The following is a 16,935-nucleotide window of genomic DNA, read 5'->3' as shown; positions in this document are numbered from 1 at the left end:
GGTACATCTGCTGGTCCCGGGTCCGCAGGGCGAGTGTTCCGCCGAACGGTGGCAAGAACGCGAATAGTCTTCACAAATTTGGATACCCGTGGGTAGTGTGCGCCTCGTCACTCTCCGACGACGGAGGTCTTTCATGCGACGAGGCATACGGGTCTTGACGACGCTGGCAGGGCTGACGCTGGTGGCGGGCACCGTTCCGGCACTTCAGGCGAACGCCGCGGAAACGCCACCGGACTCGGTGGTGGCGGCCGCGCTCGACGACTACTGCGGCGGCCAGTGCGGTGACATCCTCCCGCCCGGCACGAAGGGGAACGCCACCCTCGCGGAGATCCTGGCGCACAAGGCGTTCGGCACCCGGCCCGCGCATTCGGCCGATCAGCTCGGCAAGTACGCCTCGCTCGCCGACGGTTACAAGACGCTGACCACGGACAAGATCAACCAGTTCTTCAACGACGCCTCGTTCGGGGTTCCGTCCGGGCAGGTCGAAAGCACGATCAAACCGCGGTCGGACGTGACGATCACCCGCGACAAGGCGACCGGAGTGCCCCGGATCGTCGGCACGACGCGGCCCGGCACGATGTACGGCGCCGGATACGCCGCCGCGCAGGACCGCCTGTGGCTGATGGACATCATGCGCCGCGTCGGCCGCGGCCAGCTGACCTCGTTCGCCGGTGGTGCCCAGGGCAACCGCGAACTCGAGCAGAGCTTCTTCTCGTCGGCGCCGTACACCGAACAGGAACTGCAGAAGCAGATCGACAACGCCGCGGCCAGTGGCCCGCGCGGCGCGCAGGGCAAGGCCGACGCCGAGGCCTACGTCCAAGGCGTCAACAAGTACATCTCCGACGCGCACGGCGGCCGCTACTTCCCCGGCGAATACGTGCTCACCGGGCACGTCGACGCGATCACGAACGCCGGGACCATCGAGCCGTTCAAGCTCACCGACCTCGTCGTCCTCGCCGCCGTCGTCGGAGCGCAGTTCGGCGCCGGCGGTGGTGGTGAGGTGCAGAACGCCATCGCGAAGCTGGCGATGCAGGAGAAGTACGGTCTCGAACAGGGCGACAAGGTCTGGAAGAGCCTGCGGTCCGAGGACGACCCCGAGACCGTCAAGACGCTCCACAATGGACAGACCTTCGACTACGGCAAGGCGCCGTCGAACCCGCAGGGCGCCGCGATGCCGGACAAGGGGTCGGTCACCGGGCAGCAGCTGGTCTTCGATCCGACCGGTTCCGCCGGGACGGCGACGCCCGCCAAGGTGGACGTTCCCGCGCCCGAGGACCAGAAGGCCGTCCGCGGCATCTTCGACGACGGCGTCCTGCCGGGCAACATGCTGTCGGAGAAGCACGGCATGTCCAACGCGCTGGTGGTCTCCGGCGCCAAGACCGCGAGCGGCCACCCGGTCGCCGTCTTCGGCCCGCAGGCCGGCTACTTCGCGCCGCAATTGCTGATGCTGCAAGAAATCCAGGGGCCGGGCATCAGCGCCCGCGGCGCCTCGTTCGCGGGGATCAGCATGTACGTGCTCCTCGGCCGCGGCAAGGACTACTCGTGGAGCGCGACCTCGGCGTCGCAGGACATCGTCGACACCTACGCGGTCGAACTGTGCGAGCAGAACGGTTCCGCGCCGACGAAGAACTCCAACTTCTACCGGTTCCGCGGCCAGTGCCTGCCGTTCGAGATCGTCGAACGCAAGAACGCCTGGAAGCCCACCGTCGCCGACGGCACGGCCGAAGGTTCGTACACCCTGCGCAGTTTCCGCACCAAGTACGGGCCGGTGACGAGCCGGGCGCTGGTCGGCGGCAAACCGGTCGCGTACGCCTCGCTGCGGTCGACGTTCCAGCACGAGATCGACACGATCATCGGCTTCCAGAAGTTCAACGACCCGGACGCGATCAAGTCCGCGCAGGACTTCCAGGCCGCGGCGGCCGACGTCAACCAGACCTACAACTGGTTCTACGCCGACTCCCGTGACGTCGCGTACTTCAACTCGGGCTCGAACCCGGTCCGCAACCCGAACGTCGACCCGGCCATGCCGGTGCGGGGCGACGCCGGATTCGACTGGCAGGGCTGGAATCCCGACGGCAACCTCGCGAACTACACGCCGTCGTCGCAGCATCCGCAGTCGATCAACCAGGACTACTACATCAGCTGGAACAACGCGCAGGCCAACGGTTACGCGGCCAGCGGCGCGGACAAGAGTTCCGTGCACCGCGGCGACCTGATCGACGCGCGGGTCAAGAAGATGATCTCCAGCGGCACCAAGGTCACGCGGATGAACCTCACGCAGGCCATGGAGGAGGCCGCGCTCGCCGACCTCCGCGCGGAGAAGGTGCTGCCGGAGCTGTTCAAGGTGATCGACAAGGCGCCGGTGACCGGCCCGGCCGCGGACGCGGTGGCGAAGCTGAAGACCTGGCTCGCCGCGGGCGGTCTGCGTTCGGAGACGTCGCCGGGCAGCAAGGCCTACGCCAACGCCGACGCGATCCGCATCATGGACGCCTGGTGGCCCCTGCTGGTCAACGCGCAGTTCAAACCGGGCATGGGCGACGCCTACGGCCCCATGGTCGGGGTGCTGAAGATCAACGAGTCACCGTCGGGCTGGCAGAACGAGGTCCCCGGCAAGCACGTCGGCCAGTCGCACGCGGGTTCGTCGTACCAGGCGGGCTGGTGGGGCTACGTGCACAAGGACATCCGTTCGGTACTCGGGCAGAACGTCGCCGGTCCGCTCGCCGTGAAGTACTGCGGCGGTGGTGACCTCACCGCCTGCCGCCAGGTGCTGCTCGACTCGCTGACGCAGGCGGCGGCGCAGCCCGCCAACACCGTCTATCCCGGTGACGGCGACTGCGCGGCGGGCGACCAGTGGTGCGCCGACACGATCATCCACCGGGCGCTCGGCGGCATCACGCAGGACAAGATGAGCACCCAGAACCGGCCGACCTTCCAGCAGGTCGTGGAGTTCCCGGCGAAACGCGGCGACAACATCGCGAACCTCGCCACCGGCCGCTCGGTCAGCGCGACCAGCCACGAGACGGGCTGGTACAACTCGCCGCCGTCCAAGGCCATCGACGTCGACCTGTCGACGCGCTGGGCGAGCGATTGGAGCGACAACCAGTCGATCACCGTCGACCTCGGCTCGGTGCAGCGCGTATCCCGCGTGGTGCTGCGGTGGGAATCGGCGTACGGCAAGGCGTACAAGGTGCAGGTCTCGTCCGACGGGACGAACTGGCGGGATGTGGCGTCCATAGTGGACGGAGACGGCGGGCAGGACAACGTCGCCTTCGAAGCCGTGGACGCCCGCCATGTCCGGATGGCCGGTGTCCAACGCGGGACGAAGTACGGCTACTCCCTCTACGAGTTCGAGGTGTACGCCCACTAGCGAGGCGAAGGTTTACGGTGGCGGGGTGGACACGAACGACTGGTCACCCCGCACCCTCGCCGTCGCCGCCGGACGCCCGGAGGGCCCCGGCGAACCGCTGAACGTGCCGATCGTCGCGGCGAGCACCTTCGACGCCGGCGCCGACCGCGCGTATTCGCGGGAGGACGGCACCCCGACCTGGGAGGCCCTCGAAGCCGCGATCAGCGCGCTCGAAGGCGGGCACGCCACCGCGTTCGCCTCGGGGATCGCGACGCTCAGCGCGGTCGTCGACACCCTGCCGGTCGGCGCGAGGGTCTGTGTCCCGACGTTCTCCTATGCGGGTTCACGCGGCCTGCTCGCGCACGCGCAGCGCACCGGACGCCTGGTGGTGACCGAGATCGCGCCGGACGACACGGCCGCCTGGGTCGCTGCCGCGGACGCCGACCTGCTCTGGCTCGAATCGCCGACCAATCCGACGCTCGACGTCATCGACATCGAGACGATCGCCGCCGCCGCGAACGGCCTGGTCGCCGTGGACAACACGTTCGCCACCCCGCTCGGGCAGCGGCCGCTGGACCTCGGCGCCGACATCGTCGTGCACAGCGCGACGAAACTCATCGGCGGCCACAGCGATCTGCTGCTCGGCCTGACCATCGCGGCCGACGAAGGCGTCGCGAAGGACCTGCGCGACGCGCGCACCAGGCTGGGGTCGACGCCGGGAGCGCTCGAAGCGTGGCTGGCCCTGCGCGGCCTGCGGACGCTCCCGGTCCGCCTCGCCGAGCAGACGCGCACGGCCGCGCTGCTGGCGGCGCGGCTGGTCGACCACCCCGCCATCACCCGGGTGCGTTATCCCGGTTCCGGCACGATGATCGCGTTCGAACTCCCGGACGCGGAGACCGCGGACAAGGTCATCGGTTCGCTGCGGCTGATCCGCGCCGCCACCAGCCTCGGCGGCGTGGAGAGCCTGGTCGAGCGCCGGGCCTGGCTGGCCGGCGACGCCCACGTGCCCGCCGGGCTCGTCCGGTTCAGCGTCGGTCTCGAAGATCCGGAAGATCTGTGGACGGATCTGGCCTCGGCACTGGGCTAGCTTGAGCACGTGGACGAGACGAAACCGCCTCGGCGGCTCGGTCGATTGCTGTGGGGCCTGTTCTGGCTCCTGGTGCTCGGCTTCCTCGCGATCGTCGCGGCTGGTCTGCTCGCCGAACTCGCGGCGTCGCCCTGCCCGAGCGACACGATCTGGGCCTGTGCCGCGGAAAACCGGACCTTCGCCACCTTCCTGCCGGCGATCGGATTCGGCATCGGGCTGCTGATCGCGGTGGTGGGCGGCGGCCGGGCGGTGCGGAACCGGACGTCGCCGAAGCCCTGGCTGTTCGCCGCGGGCCTCCTCGGCGCGCTCTCCCTCGCGGTGGCCCTGTTCCTGGTGTTCTGATCGTGACCTTCGGGTTGCCGGGCACCGGTATCCGGAGGTAAATGGTCAGGACCTCACCAAATTGTGGTCCGAACGTGTGAACCCGTCGGTGCCATGGATGCGGAGCGTCTTCGAAAAACGGAGATCCGGCCAGGAAAACCGGCGATTCCAGGTCGTTCGGCGGTCGGGGAAAAAATACTTCCGCACCGCAACCGATCCGGCCCTCCGGGTGTTAACATTCCTTCGTCGCCGTGAGACTTTCCTTCTGCTGAGCGACTTTCGGGCCCTTGTATCGGGCGGGAACATTCCGGCGTTACCGGTTTTCCCCGTGGTTCTTGTCACCACTTTTCGGCTACGGCCCCGCTGCCCTTTTCCGGCAGGATCACGCTGTCACCCGAACGTGGGATTCCTTTCGGGTGGTCGCAGGGTGGGGGTCACCCTGTGTTGCGATGTTTTCCACTGGGAGATCACTTTGAAGAAGACGTTGGGCCGCCTCGCGGGCGCGGTGCTGGCCGGCGCCGTCATCTCGCTGGCCGTGACGCCGGTCGCGATGGCGCAGACCGAAACGACCACCACGCCTCCGGCTCCGTCGAGCGAAGCCACCTCCACGGAGCCGGCCCCGCCGTCCTACTCGGGCGGCAAGGCGACGACGGCTCCGCCGGACTCGAGCACCCCGACCTCGACCTCGTCGTCGGAGCCGACGCCGACCAGCAGCGGCAAGCCGACTTCCGGCAAGCCGTCGCCGACCTCCACCTCGGAGAAGCCGACCACCACCACCCCGCCGTTGCCGGAGCTGAACGTCGGCGCCGGGTACGTCGAGGGCAACGAGGGTGCGCTGGCCATCTTCTGCGGTTCGGAGCCCACCGGCGTCACCTCGCCGGACTTCACCATCACCGAGTCGTTCCAGGACGGTGCCGAGGCCTACCTGTGGGTCTACATGATCGTGGCCAAGCCCGGCTTCAAGGGCACCACGAGCACCTTCACCTGGACCTGCGACGGCAAGCCGGGCAAGGGTGACATCGAGATCGAGGAGATCGGCGGCGGCGCGACCGCGCCGGGCGCCGACAAGCCGAAGAAGCAGGTCAAGCTGAAGCCCAAGGGCGGCATCGAGACCGGTTTCGGCGCCACCGCGGCCTGATCCGATGAAGCTCCTGACGCAGGGCGGCCGCTTGGTCGCGGCCGCCCTTGTGCTTTCCCTAGCGCTGACGGGATGCGGCACCGACGAACCCGCTCCGCCCGCCGCGCAGGCGGCGGCGGAATCGGCACCGCCGGTGGTCAAACCGTTCACCGGGGCTCGTCCGACGAACGTGAAGATCCCCAAGATCGGCGCGGAATCGAGCCTGGTCACGGTCGCGATCGGCAAGGACGGCAAGATGTCCGTCCCGTCGGCGAAGAACCCGATGCAGGCCGCTTGGTACCGGCTTTCCCCGGTGCCCGGCGACGTCGGCCCGGCGATCCTGCTCGGCCACGTCGACGGCAACAAGCAGCCGGGCATCTTCTCCAAGCTCAAGGACGTCAACCCGGGTGACGAGGTACTCGTCGACCGCAGCGACGGCAAGAGCCTGAAGTTCGTCGTAGAGAAGAAGGACCAGGTTCCCAAGGACCAGTTCCCCGAGGAAGCGGTCTACGGCAACACGGACAAGCCGCAGCTGCGGCTGATCACCTGTGGTGGTGTCTTCGACCAGGAAGAGCACAGCTACAAGGACAACGTCATCGTCTACGCGAACCTCGTCGCCTGACGTGGGCTGAAAGGGCCCTTCGCCGCATCCAACGCGGTGAAGGGCCCTTTCGTCGCATCTGACGAGGTGAAGGACGCTTTCGGCCCACGCTCAGCCCAGGCCAGCGGCAGGGAACGGGAACCCGTCGGGAGCGACCGCCTCGGTGTCGACCCACTTCCGCATCCCCGCGTCGCAGGCCGCGTAACCCCAGTTGATCAACCGCTCCTGCAGCACTTCCGGCAGCTTCGTCAGGCGCGTCGGCGTCTCCGCCAGCTTGTGCGTGAGATCCACGGGCGCCTTCAGTGAATCCTTGAGCTCGAAGTTCTCGAGATCGACGTAGGAACCCCAGTAGGCGCCGCTGAAATCCTTCTCCACATAGGACTTCAGCAGCGCGCCCCGCCGCAGCTCGCGCACCTGGTTGTCGATCACGTCGAGGACGCGCAGCAGCTGCCGCCCCCAGTCGCGGCTGACCTTCCGCTTGACCTTCATCCGCTTGCCCGCGTCGCTGACCAGCACGGTCGCGTGCCCCTCGACCGGGTCCAGGCCGAGGTTGTCGTAGACGCCGGCGTCGCTGAGCACGATCTTGCGTTTCCGCTCGTCGGAAAGCGGGTCGTGGATCACGACGGGCGAAAGCATCGGCGGGAACGCAGAAGACGCGGCCACCGCGGTCGCGAGCGGGATGTTCCCGTGCGGCCCGTTCTGCCGGAAGAACCACCACAGCGCGCCGTCCTGGAGGTTCGTCGCGGTGAAGACGAACTGCGGCCCGTCGGGGTCGATGTCCTTGAGGCAGCAGTCGCCGAACAGGTGTTTCGCGTACACCCGCGCGAGTTCCTCACCGGCGCTCCGCCAGGGGATCACCATGGCCAGCAAGGTGACCGGGATGTCGAGCCGGGTGCGCGCGAGGTTCCGCACCGGCGCGACGACCTCGTCGTGGAAGTTGTCCGCGACACCGTTTTCGAACTTCAGGTCCGACCACGCGTACGCGAGCACGCCCGCGGCGATCGAGCCGCCGGAGACGCTCGAGAACGTCGAGATCTTCGACAGCCAGCCGAGTTCGTTGAGCCGCCACAGTGCCCCGGTATGGAACAACATCGCGCGGTAACCGCCGCCGGACAGGGCGAGACCGACACCTTGGCGTGCTGTCGAAGGCTTCTTGATATCCCCCACTTGAGCGAGTGTAGAGGCGGGTCAAGCAAGCAGTGGCCGCAAGAGGCGACGTTGTTCTTCTGGGACGTACTCGGCGTAGTTGTCGTAAAGCGCCTGTTTCGCGAGCCGCGACGCGCGCTCGCCGTCGGAGTCCCGGATCGCTCCCAGCACCTCTTCGTGGTGTGCCAGCCAGTTGCGCATCAGGGCCGTCCGGTCGTCGGCGTGCTCCAGCTTGTCCTCGATGAGCTCCAGTACGACACCGCGGACGACCTCGCCGCTGATCACAAGCAGCGGATTCCCGGTCGCGCGGGCGATGGCCTCATGGAACGCGACGTCCGCGTGGGAGAACTCCGCGAAACCCTTCGAGACGCCCTCGCGCATCGACTCCAGCGCCGCGTCCAGCTCGGCGAGATGGTCTTCGGTCCTGAGCTGCGCGGCGAGCAGATGTGCGGAACCGTCGAGGACCATGCGGAACTGCAACAGCTCGGAAAGGCCGATGTGGTCGGCGCGCGCGAGCCGGTGCATCGACCGGTGCAACGCGGCGGGGGAGGCGGCCAGGACCTCGGGCCCGCGCGGGTCGCCCGGGCGCGAGCGGATCATTTCCGCAGCTTGCAGCACGCGCAGCGCCTCGCGCACGGTCGAGCGGCCGACGTCGAACTGCACCATGAGTTCGCGTTCGCTCGGCAGCCGGTCGCCCGGTTTGATCCGGCCGCTGAACACGGCTTCCTCGATCTGTTCGACGACACGCTGGTACGCGCGGACAGGGGCGACCGGCTCGAATTCCATCTTGACCCTGCCGTCTCGTCTGGTTTACTGGTCAGACCAGTCTACCGGTCAGGGGGCAGGATGAAAGCCCGGATTCACGCGGCAGTGTGCGCGCTACTGCTGGTGGCGTCCGGCTGCTCCGCCGGATCGAGTGCCACGGTCGCCAAGGATCCCGGCACGCTCGCCATCGGCTACACCGCCGAACCCGCGAACTTCGACTTCACCCGCACGGACGGCGCCGCCATCCCGCAGGCCTTGCTGTACAACGTCTACGAGGGCCTGGTGAAACTCGACGCGGACGCGAAGATCGTGCCGCTGCTGGCCGAATCGTGGACGATCTCCGAAGACCGCAGAACCTACGACTTCAAGCTCCGGAAGAACGCGAAGTTCAGCGACGGGGCGCCGTTCACCGCCGAGGACGTCAAGTTCTCGCTGATGCGCGTGAAAACCGACTGGACCGTGTCGATCAAGTCCACAATGGACGTCGTCGACCGGGTCGACGTCGTGGCGCCGGACCACGCGCGGGTCGTGCTCACCAAGCCCAGCAACGGCTGGCTGTTCAGCCTCACCAGCCGTCTCGGCGCGATGTTCAGCCGTACCGGGGTCGCGGATCTGGCGAACAAACCGATCGGCACCGGGCCGTACACGGTGTCCTCGCGCAGGCGCGGCGACTCCATCGTGCTCAAGGAGAATCCCGCGTACTGGGGCCGGAAACCGGCGTACTCCACGGTGGTCCTCAAGTACATCAAGGATCCGACGGCGCTCAACAACGCCTTGCTCAGCAACGGGATCGACGTCATCTCCGCGATCACCGTGCCGGATTCGATCCCGCAGTTCCAGAGCGACGACCGGTTCACCGTCGTCGAAGGCACGACGAACAGCGAGGTCACGCTCGCGTTCAACAACTCGCGCCCGCCGCTGAACGACGTCCGGGTACGAAAAGCGCTGTCGTACGCCATCGACCGGAAGGCCTTGCTGGACACGGCTTGGGGCGGCCGCGGCACGCTCATCGGCAGCATGGTCCCACCGACGGACCCCTGGTACGAGGACCTCGCGAACGCGTACCCGTTCGATCCCGCGAAGGCGAAAGCGCTGCTCGCGGAAGCGGGTCGGCCAAATCCCTCGCTGCGGCTGAGGATTCCCAACCTGCCGTACGCCGTCTCGTCCGCGCAGGTGGTGGCGTCGCAGCTGGCGGACGTCGGGGTCACGGTGACGATCGAGCCGCTGGACTTCCCGGCGGTGTGGCTCAAGCAGGTCTTCACCGACCGCGACTACGACCTGTCGATCATCCAGCACGTCGAGGCGCGTGACATCGTCACCTTCGGCAGGCCGAAGTACTACTGGGGTTACGACAGCGAACCCGTCCAGCAGAACCTGGCGAAGGCCGACGCCGGAACGCCTCAGGAGCAGGTCGACGCGATGCGCCAGGTCGCCCGGCGCCTGTCCGAAGACGCCGCCGCGGACTGGCTCTTCCTGTTCCCCAACGTGATCGTGGCGAAGAACAAGGTGACCGGGTTCGTCCGCAACCAGGTCAGCGAGTCCTTCGATCTCACGGGATTGGCGCCGCGATGACGGTCAAGGTGCTCCGCCGCCTGGGGATCCTCGTGGCCAGCGTGCTGGTCGCGTCCATCGTGGTGTTCCTGTTCATGGCCGTGCTGCCGGGAGACCCGGCGCAGGTCGCGCTCGGCGTCAACGCGACACCGGAACTGGTCGCGAAGACACGCGCCGAGTTCGGCATCGACAGGCCGTTGGTGACGCAGTACTTCGACTGGATCGGCGGTGTCCTGCAAGGCGACTTCGGCCGCTCGTACGTCACACGCGAGGAGATCGGGCCCGCGCTGACCGACCGCCTCGGTGTGACGTTGTGGCTGGTCGGGGCCGGGATGCTGGTGGCGCTGCTGATCGCCGTCCCGGCCGGGACGTTCGCCGCGGTGCGGCACCGGAGGGCCGACGGCACCGCGGTCTCCGGGCTGTCGCAGATCGGTGTCGCGATCCCCGCGTTCCTCGCCGGCATCATCCTGGTGCAGCTCTTCGCGGTGCAGTTGCGCTGGCTGCCCTCCGGCGGCTGGACACCGCCCGTGCAGGACCCGGGCGAATTCCTCCGCGGTCTCGTGCTGCCCGCCTTGTCGCTCGGACTCGTGCAGGGCGCCGTGCTCACGCGGTATGTCCGGTCCGCGGTGCTCGACACGCTCGGCCAGGACTACCTGCGCACGGCGCGGTCCAAGGGATTGCGGCCGTTCCAAGCGCTGTTCCGTCATGGTCTGCGCAACGCCGCCGTGCCCGTGGTGACGGTGCTCGGCCTGCAACTGTCGACCCTGCTGATCGGCGCCGTCGTCGTCGAGCGCGTGTTCGTCCTGCCGGGGCTGGGCAGCATGCTGCTCGACTCGGTGGCGTCGCGGGATCTGTTGTCCGTGCAGGGAATCGTGCTGGTCCTGGTGGTCGGCGTGCTGCTAGTGAACTTTGTGGTCGACGTCCTCTACACGGTGCTCGACCCGAGATTGCGGGGTTCCTGATGCGTAGCCGCAGTCTCGTGATCGGCGGCGTGCTCGTCGCGCTGATCGTGCTCGCCGCGCTGCTTTCGTTCGTATGGACGCCGTTCGATCCGGTGAAGGTCGACGCGGCCAACCGCCTGCACGACTTCAGCGGCGCGAATCCGCTGGGCACGGACAGTTTCGGCCGCGACCTGCTGAGCCAGCTCATGGTCGGCGCGCGGACGACGCTGTACGTCGGTGTGGTCGCGGTCGGGATCGCCGCGTTGATCGGGACACCGCTGGGCATCCTCGCGGGGATGTCGTCGCGCTGGCTCGGCGAGTTCGTCATGCGGGTCAACGATCTCGTGCTCGCGTTCCCCGCGTTGTTGCTGGCGATCATGTTCGGCGCGGTGTTCGGTGCGGACACGCTGACCGCGATGGTGGCGATCGGCATCGCGACCATCCCGTCGTTCGCGCGGATCGCGCGGTCGGGGACGCTGCAGGTGATGAGCAGCGAGTTCGTGCTGGCCGCGCGGTCGGCCGGTCGTTCGCGGCTGAACATCGCGGCGCGGCACGTGCTGCCGAACATCTCCGGGCTGCTGATCGTGCAGGCGTCCGTGTCGTTCGCGATCGCCGTGCTCGCGGAAGCGGCGCTGTCGTTCCTCGGGTTCGGCACGCGGCCGCCGACACCGTCGTGGGGCCGGATGCTCCAGGAATCCCAGATGTTCCTGACCCTGCACCCGCGGCTCGCGCTCGTGCCCGGCGTCGCGATCGCCATCGCCGTCCTCGGGTTCAACCTGCTCGGTGACGGCCTCCGCGATCGTCTCGACCCCCGATTGGCGGCGCGGCTATGACACTGGAAGTCCAAGGCCTCGGGATCGGCGGCCTGGTCCGCGGCGTCTCGTTCGGCATCGCCCGCGGTGAACGGGTCGGGCTGATCGGCGAGTCGGGTTCCGGGAAGTCGTTGACGGCGCTGTCGATCATGGGCCTGCTGCCCGAAGAGCTCGCCGCGTCCGGCTCGGTGAAGCTCGACGGCCGCGAACTGCTGGGCGCGCCGGAGAAGGAACTGTCGCGGCTGCGCGGCAACGAGATGTCGATGGTGTTCCAGGAGCCGATGACCGCGCTGAACCCGGCGATGCGGGTGGGCGCGCAGGTGGCCGAACCGATGCGGATCCATCGAAACGGCGGGAAGGATCCCGAGGCTTTGCTGGCTTCCGTGGGGTTGCCCGGCGTCGCTCGCGCGTATCCACACCAACTCTCCGGTGGACAGCGGCAACGTGTCGTCCTCGCGATCGCGCTGGCCAACGATCCGAAGCTGCTGATCTGCGACGAGCCGACGACGGCGCTGGACGTCACCGTGCAGGCGCAGATCCTGGAACTGATCCTCGACGGCGTCCGGGAGCGGGAGAGCGCGCTGCTGTTCATCACGCACGACCTCGCCGTCGTGGCGTCGGTCTGCGATCGGGTGCTGGTGATGCTGGACGGCGAGATCGTCGAAGCCGGCACCACCCGCGAGGTGCTGACCGCGCCTCAGCACGAGTACACGAAGAAACTTCTGGCCGCTTCGGACCTGGAGGCGAGCCGATGATGATTTCGGTCAGAGATCTGGAACGTCGCTACACGCGCCGCGACGTGCATGCGCTGCGCGGCGTTTCGTTCGACGTCGAAGCCGGTCAGCGGTTCGGCATCGTCGGCGAATCGGGTTCGGGAAAGTCCACTTTGGTCAGATTGCTGGCCGCGCTCGACAAGCCGACGGCGGGCAGCGTCTCGTTCCAGGGCCGACGCATCGACACCCTGCCCGAACGCAAGCTCGGCTTCCTGCGGTCCGAACTGCAGATCGTCTTCCAGGACCCCATGGGTTCGCTCGATCCGCGGATGCGGGTGCGCGACATCATCTCCGAACCGTTGGGACGGCGGGATCCCGCCCGGGTGTCGGAACTGCTGAAGGCGGTCGGCCTGCCTGAAGACGCAGCCGGCCGCTACCCGCACCAGTTCTCCGGCGGGCAACGGCAACGCATCTCGATCGCGCGGGCGCTCGCGCCGAATCCGAGCGTCCTCATCGCGGACGAGCCGGTGAGCGCGCTCGACGTCTCGGTGCGGAAGCAGATCCTCGACCTGCTCGCCTCGCTGGTCGAGCTGTACTCGCTGACGCTGATCTTCGTCTCGCACGACCTCGGCGTGGTGCGGCACGTCTGCGACCGGGTCGCGGTGATGCGGCGCGGCGAGATCGTCGAGATCGGCGACGTCGGCCAGGTCTACGACGCGCCGGAACACGAGTACACCAGGGAACTGCTGGCGGCCGCGCCGAATCTGCGGGCCGAACTGGCCAGGCTGCGGGGAGGGGACGATGGCTGAATATCCCGAGGGACTGCCGATCGGTGACGGCTGGGTGTCCACTGTGGACTTCGCGACGGTGGACTTCCCGTACGACGGGAGCGAGATCGGCCGGGGGCCGGTCGGGACGCCGGAGCTGGCCACGCGCGCTATCGACGAGGCCGTCTCGGTGTTCAAGCAGGTCGCGGCCCTGCCGTCGCGGACCCGGCGTTCGCTCCTGAACGACGTCGCCGCCGCGCTGGAAGCCCGGCGCTCCGAATTCGAGCAGCTTCTGGTTCTCGAAACCGGCAAGCCGCTGGTCGACTGCCGGGTCGAGGTCGCGCGCACGATCGTCACCTGGCAGGCCGCCGCCGAGGAGGTCTCGCGGCTGCACGGCGAGACCGTGCCGCTCGACCTGCTGCCGTCCGGCGACGGGCTGGTCGGGTTCTGGAAACGCAAGCCGATCGGTGTCGTCGTCGGCATCGCCGGGTTCAACTATCCGCTGCTCCTGGCGTCGCACAAGATCGCGCCCGCCATCGCCGCGGGCTGCCCGGTGGTGGTGAAACCCGCGCCGCAGACGCCGCTCGCGACGTTGTGGCTCGTCCATCTGGTGCGCTCGCTGACCGATCTGCCCGCGATGGTCCAGCTGGTCACCGGCGACGCGGCCGTCGGCTCGGCGCTGGTCACGGACCGGCGGGTCGGCGCGGTGTCGTTCACCGGCTCCGCGCTGGTCGGCCACCGGATCGCCCGCGACGCCGCGCCCACGAAGACGTTGCTGGAGCTGGGTTCCAACGCCGCACTGGTGGTCGCCGAAGACGCGGACCTCGACGCGGCCGCGGACGCCGTGCTGCGCGGCGGGTTCTACGCGTCCGGGCAGGCCTGTATTTCGGTGCAGCGGGTGCTGGTCGTCGACGCGGTCGCCGAGGAATTCACCGAACGGGTGCTCGCGCGGCTCGGCGAGGTCGTCACCGGTGACCCGCGAGACGAGAAGACGCGGGTCTCGGCGCTGATCGACCCGGGGGCGACCAGGCGCGTTCAGGACTGGGTCGACAAGGCGACTTCGTCCGGTGCGCGGCTGGCCGGCGGCGGTGTCGACGGCACGGTGCTCCGGCCGGCCGTGCTGCTCGACGTGCCCGACGGCCTCGAATGCTGGGACGAGGAGATCTTCGGCCCCGTGGTCTGTATCCGCACGGTGTCCTCTGTGGACGAAGCGTTCGACGCCGTCAACGCGTCGCGCTACGGGCTGCACGCCTCGGTGTTCAGCACGTCCTTGAAGACGGCGTTCCGCGCGCTCGACGAGCTCGAAGTCGGCGGCGTGGTGGTCAACGAGGTGCCCGGTTTCCGGTCCGACACCATGCCGTACGGCGGCGTGAAGGACTCCGGTATGGGGCGGGAAGGGCCGCGGTTCGCGGTCGAAGAACTGACCGTGACGAGAATGGCGGTGCTGCGCCCGTGAGCTATGAGAACCTGTTCCGGCTCGACGGAAAGCGAGCCGTCGTCCTCGGTGGCGGCAGCGGGATCGGCCGCGAATCCGCGAAGGCGCTGGCCGCTCATGGCGCCGAGGTGATCGTCGCGGACCGCGATGTCGCCGCCGCCAAGGAAACCGGCGTGGGCGAGGCGTACGAGATCGACCTGCTCTCTGAGGGCGCGGCGGCGCGGGCGGCAGCAGAACTCGGCGAGATCGACATCGTGGTGCTGACCGCCGCGACCAACGTGCGCAAACGGCTGCTGGAGTACACGCGCGAGGAATTCGACCGGGTGATCGCGCTGAACCTCGGCGCGACCTTCGAGGTCGTGCGCGCGTTCGGCGCCGGGATGGTCGAACGTGGGCGGGGGAGCATCATCGGGTTCTCGTCGATCCGCGGCACCACCGTCGAGCCTGGTCAAGGCCCGTACGCGGCGACGAAAGCCGGGCTGGTGCAGTTGTTCCGCACGGCCGCGGCGGAGTTCGGCCCGGCCGGGGTGCGAGTCAACGCGATCGCGCCCGGCGTCGTCGAGACTCCGCTGACAGCGCAGATCAAGGCCAACCCGAGCTGGTACGACGCGTACGCGACCAAGGGCGCGCTCGGCCGATGGGCGCGTCCGGACGAACTCGCGGGCGCCGTCGTCTACCTGGCGTCGGACGCGGCGTCGTTCGTCACCGGCTCCGTGCTGGCGGTGGACGGCGGCTGGACCGCGGTCGACGGCCGCTTCGAACCACCCGCGTCGTGAAGGAGTGTTGCCGTGCCGGAGTTGCCTGATCTGACCGCTGTCGAACTGGTCGCGCAGTACCGTGCCAGGACGCTGTCGCCGGTCGAGGTCACCGAAGCCGTCCTCGCCCGCGTCGAGGCGCGCGAACCCGAACTGCACGCGCTCTACGCGTACGACCCGAGCGGCGCGCGCGAAGACGCCAAGGCGTCCGAAAGCCGTTGGCACGCCGGGGAACCGCTCGGCCCGATCGACGGCGTTCCGTTGACGCTCAAAGAGAACATCGCGACGCGCGGCACTCCGGTCCCGCTCGGCACGGCAGCCACGTCGCTGGAACCCGCGCCCGAAGACGCCCCGGCGGGCGCTCGCGTGCGCGAGTCCGGCGGGGTCCTGCTGGGCAAGACGACCATGCCGGACTACGGGATGCTGACGTCCGGGTTGTCGAGTTTCCACACCGCGTCGCGGAATCCGTGGGACACCACGCGGACGCCCGGCGGCTCCAGCGCCGGTGCCGGTTCGGCGGCCGCCGCCGGGTACGGCCCGCTGCACGTCGGCACGGACATCGGCGGCTCGATCCGGCTGCCGGCCGGCTGGTGCGGGTTGGTCGGGCTGAAGCCGAGTTTCGGCCGGGTGCCGGTGGATCCGCCGTTCCTCGGCCGCGTCGCCGGGCCGATGACGCGGACCGTGGCCGACACCGCGCTGCTGATGAGCGTTCTGTCCGGTGTGGACGGTCGCGATCACCTTTCGCTGCCTGCGTCCTCTGTGGACTGGGAGTCGCTGTCTTGCGAGGTCAAGGGTCTGCGAATCGGGCTGCACCTCGACCCGGGCGTCGGGCTTCCGGTGTTGCCGGAGACGATCGCCGCCGTCACCGAAGCCGCCCGTGTCTTCGAGGCCGCGGGTGCCGTGCTCGAGCCGGTTTCGCCGTTCCTGCGCCGCGAAATGCTCGACGGGCTCGACACCTTCTGGCGCGTCCGCGCCTGGTCGGACATGTCCGCGCTACCCGAAGACCGCCGCGCGAAAGTCCTGCCGTACATCGCCGACTGGGCCGCCGGCGGCGCCGACGTCAGCGGTGTCGACGCCTACCGCGGCTTCGCGCAGATCGACGCCATCGCCGTCGCGACCCTGCGCGCGACCGAACGCTTCGACGTCGTCCTGTCACCGACCTGCCCGGTCTCGGCTCCTCCCGCCGAATGGCCCTCGCCGACCAACGACCCGCGCCGCCCGTTCGAGCACATCGCGTTCACCGTGCCGTACAACATGTCCGGCCAGCCCGCGGTCTCCATCAACTGCGGCTACACCAGCGACGACCAGCCCATCGGCCTCCAGATCAGCGGCCGCCGCTTCGCCGACCTCGACGTCCTTCGCGCCGCTGCCGCCTACGAATCCCTTCGGCCCACTCCGCGCCCCTGGCCCTGACCCGCGTTCAGTCCTCTGAATGCGGTCCTTGCGCACGCAACTACCGCATTCAGAGGACTGAACGCGTCAGTCGCTTCGCCGACCGGCAACAGAAAGATCAAAGCCCCGGTGACATGACCAGCAGGTCAGGGGCCATCCGGGGCTATCGTCGACCAGCTTAGCGTG

General features: G+C 68.6%; 15 protein-coding genes. 13 read left to right on the top strand and 2 right to left on the bottom strand.

Translation table 11 applies throughout. From position 1 onward, the window contains the following. Positions 1 to 133 precede the first annotated feature (133 nt). From DMH01_RS22695 to DMH01_RS22675, 5 genes are all read left to right on the top strand, one after another. Positions 134 to 3,367 (top strand): penicillin acylase family protein, encoded by a 3,234-nt coding sequence (locus tag DMH01_RS22695; RefSeq protein WP_199745594.1) that lies wholly within the window; start codon positions 134 to 136, stop codon positions 3,365 to 3,367. A 25-nt stretch (positions 3,368 to 3,392) separates the two neighbouring features. Then, entirely contained in the window at positions 3,393 to 4,433 is a 1,041-nt protein-coding gene (locus tag DMH01_RS22690) for a PLP-dependent aspartate aminotransferase family protein (RefSeq protein ID WP_125679258.1), read from the top strand. A 9-nt stretch (positions 4,434 to 4,442) separates the two neighbouring features. Then, positions 4,443 to 4,775 carry a hypothetical protein gene (locus DMH01_RS22685; protein ID WP_125679257.1) on the top strand — a complete coding sequence of 111 codons (333 nt, stop codon included), beginning with the start codon at positions 4,443 to 4,445 and terminating at the stop codon, positions 4,773 to 4,775. Positions 4,776 to 5,226: 451 nt separating this feature from the next. Beyond that, positions 5,227 to 5,892 (top strand): hypothetical protein, encoded by a 666-nt coding sequence (locus tag DMH01_RS22680; protein ID WP_125679256.1) that lies wholly within the window; start codon positions 5,227 to 5,229, stop codon positions 5,890 to 5,892. 4 nt (positions 5,893 to 5,896) lie between these two features. Next, on the top strand, positions 5,897 to 6,493 hold the full coding sequence (locus DMH01_RS22675; protein ID WP_125679255.1) for a class F sortase: 597 nt from the start codon (positions 5,897 to 5,899) through the stop codon (positions 6,491 to 6,493). 90 nt (positions 6,494 to 6,583) lie between these two features. Here DMH01_RS22675 and DMH01_RS22670 read toward each other — a convergent pair whose 3' ends face one another. Next, a complete protein-coding gene (locus DMH01_RS22670) occupies positions 6,584 to 7,639 on the bottom strand; it encodes a patatin-like phospholipase family protein (RefSeq protein ID WP_255432094.1) in 1,056 nt (351 codons plus the stop codon). Positions 7,640 to 7,660: 21 nt separating this feature from the next. Continuing rightward, positions 7,661 to 8,404, bottom strand: coding sequence for a FadR/GntR family transcriptional regulator (locus DMH01_RS22665; protein WP_125679254.1), 744 nt, complete (start codon positions 8,402 to 8,404; stop codon positions 7,661 to 7,663). 60 nt (positions 8,405 to 8,464) lie between these two features. Between DMH01_RS22665 and DMH01_RS22660 the strand changes: the two genes are divergently transcribed. The 8 genes from DMH01_RS22660 to DMH01_RS22625 are packed head-to-tail and all read left to right on the top strand — an operon-like array spanning position 8,465 to position 16,770. Next, positions 8,465 to 9,955, top strand: coding sequence for an ABC transporter substrate-binding protein (locus DMH01_RS22660; RefSeq protein WP_125679253.1), 1,491 nt, complete (start codon positions 8,465 to 8,467; stop codon positions 9,953 to 9,955). Next, positions 9,952 to 10,896, top strand: a complete 945-nt coding sequence (locus tag DMH01_RS22655) for an ABC transporter permease (RefSeq protein ID WP_125679252.1) — start codon at positions 9,952 to 9,954, stop codon at positions 10,894 to 10,896. Before DMH01_RS22660 ends, DMH01_RS22655 begins: the two co-directional genes overlap by 4 nt. Further along, positions 10,896 to 11,708, top strand: coding sequence for an ABC transporter permease (locus DMH01_RS22650; protein WP_125679251.1), 813 nt, complete (start codon positions 10,896 to 10,898; stop codon positions 11,706 to 11,708). The genes DMH01_RS22655 and DMH01_RS22650 overlap by 1 nt, the downstream gene beginning before the upstream one ends. Continuing rightward, complete coding sequence (locus DMH01_RS22645) at positions 11,705 to 12,442, top strand: ABC transporter ATP-binding protein (RefSeq protein WP_125679250.1); 738 nt, start codon at positions 11,705 to 11,707, stop codon at positions 12,440 to 12,442. The genes DMH01_RS22650 and DMH01_RS22645 overlap by 4 nt, the downstream gene beginning before the upstream one ends. Further along, positions 12,439 to 13,209, top strand: coding sequence for an ABC transporter ATP-binding protein (locus DMH01_RS22640; protein WP_199745593.1), 771 nt, complete (start codon positions 12,439 to 12,441; stop codon positions 13,207 to 13,209). The genes DMH01_RS22645 and DMH01_RS22640 overlap by 4 nt, the downstream gene beginning before the upstream one ends. Further along, on the top strand, positions 13,202 to 14,623 hold the full coding sequence (locus DMH01_RS22635) for an aldehyde dehydrogenase family protein (protein WP_199745592.1): 1,422 nt from the start codon (positions 13,202 to 13,204) through the stop codon (positions 14,621 to 14,623). The genes DMH01_RS22640 and DMH01_RS22635 overlap by 8 nt, the downstream gene beginning before the upstream one ends. Then, entirely contained in the window at positions 14,620 to 15,378 is a 759-nt protein-coding gene (locus DMH01_RS22630; protein ID WP_125679249.1) for an SDR family NAD(P)-dependent oxidoreductase, read from the top strand. Before DMH01_RS22635 ends, DMH01_RS22630 begins: the two co-directional genes overlap by 4 nt. 12 nt (positions 15,379 to 15,390) lie before the next feature. Continuing rightward, positions 15,391 to 16,770, top strand: a complete 1,380-nt coding sequence (locus tag DMH01_RS22625) for an amidase (protein ID WP_125679248.1) — start codon at positions 15,391 to 15,393, stop codon at positions 16,768 to 16,770. Positions 16,771 to 16,935 lie beyond the last annotated feature (165 nt).

The sequence above is a fragment of the Amycolatopsis sp. WAC 04182 genome (genome assembly GCF_003947465.1).
GTDB lineage: Bacteria > Actinomycetota > Actinomycetes > Mycobacteriales > Pseudonocardiaceae > Amycolatopsis.
Note: the sequence above shows the minus strand (reverse complement) of the source record. Positions and strands in the feature narration are given on the sequence as shown.